At 50.9% G+C, this 220-nt stretch carries 1 pseudogene; it reads right to left on the bottom strand.

Features of this window, described 5'->3' with window-relative positions:
• Positions 1 to 220 (bottom strand): annotated as a pseudogene (locus B2Z72_RS01970) (uptake hydrogenase small subunit); the annotation flags it as partial.

Here is a 220-nt window from a genome sequence, read left to right as displayed (position 1 = left end):
ACAGGCGTTGTAGGTGGTCGGGCCTTTACAGCCGACTTTGTAAAGGCAGTAACCTTTACGGGCAAATTCGTCATCCCATTCTTCGACGAACTGGCCGGCATCGAAATGTGGACGACGGTAGCATTTGTCGTGAATACGCTGGCCATAAAACATTTTCGGACGGCCCTGACGGTCCAGTTCCGGTAATTTACCGAAGGTCAGCATATAGGTAATTACGCCG

The sequence above is a fragment of the Thalassolituus sp. UBA6592 genome, from assembly GCF_002433655.1.
Classification (GTDB): Bacteria; Pseudomonadota; Gammaproteobacteria; order Pseudomonadales; family Oceanobacteraceae; genus Venatoribacter.
The sequence above is the reverse complement of the archived record's forward strand: the minus strand, read 5'-3'. Positions and strand labels throughout refer to the sequence as shown.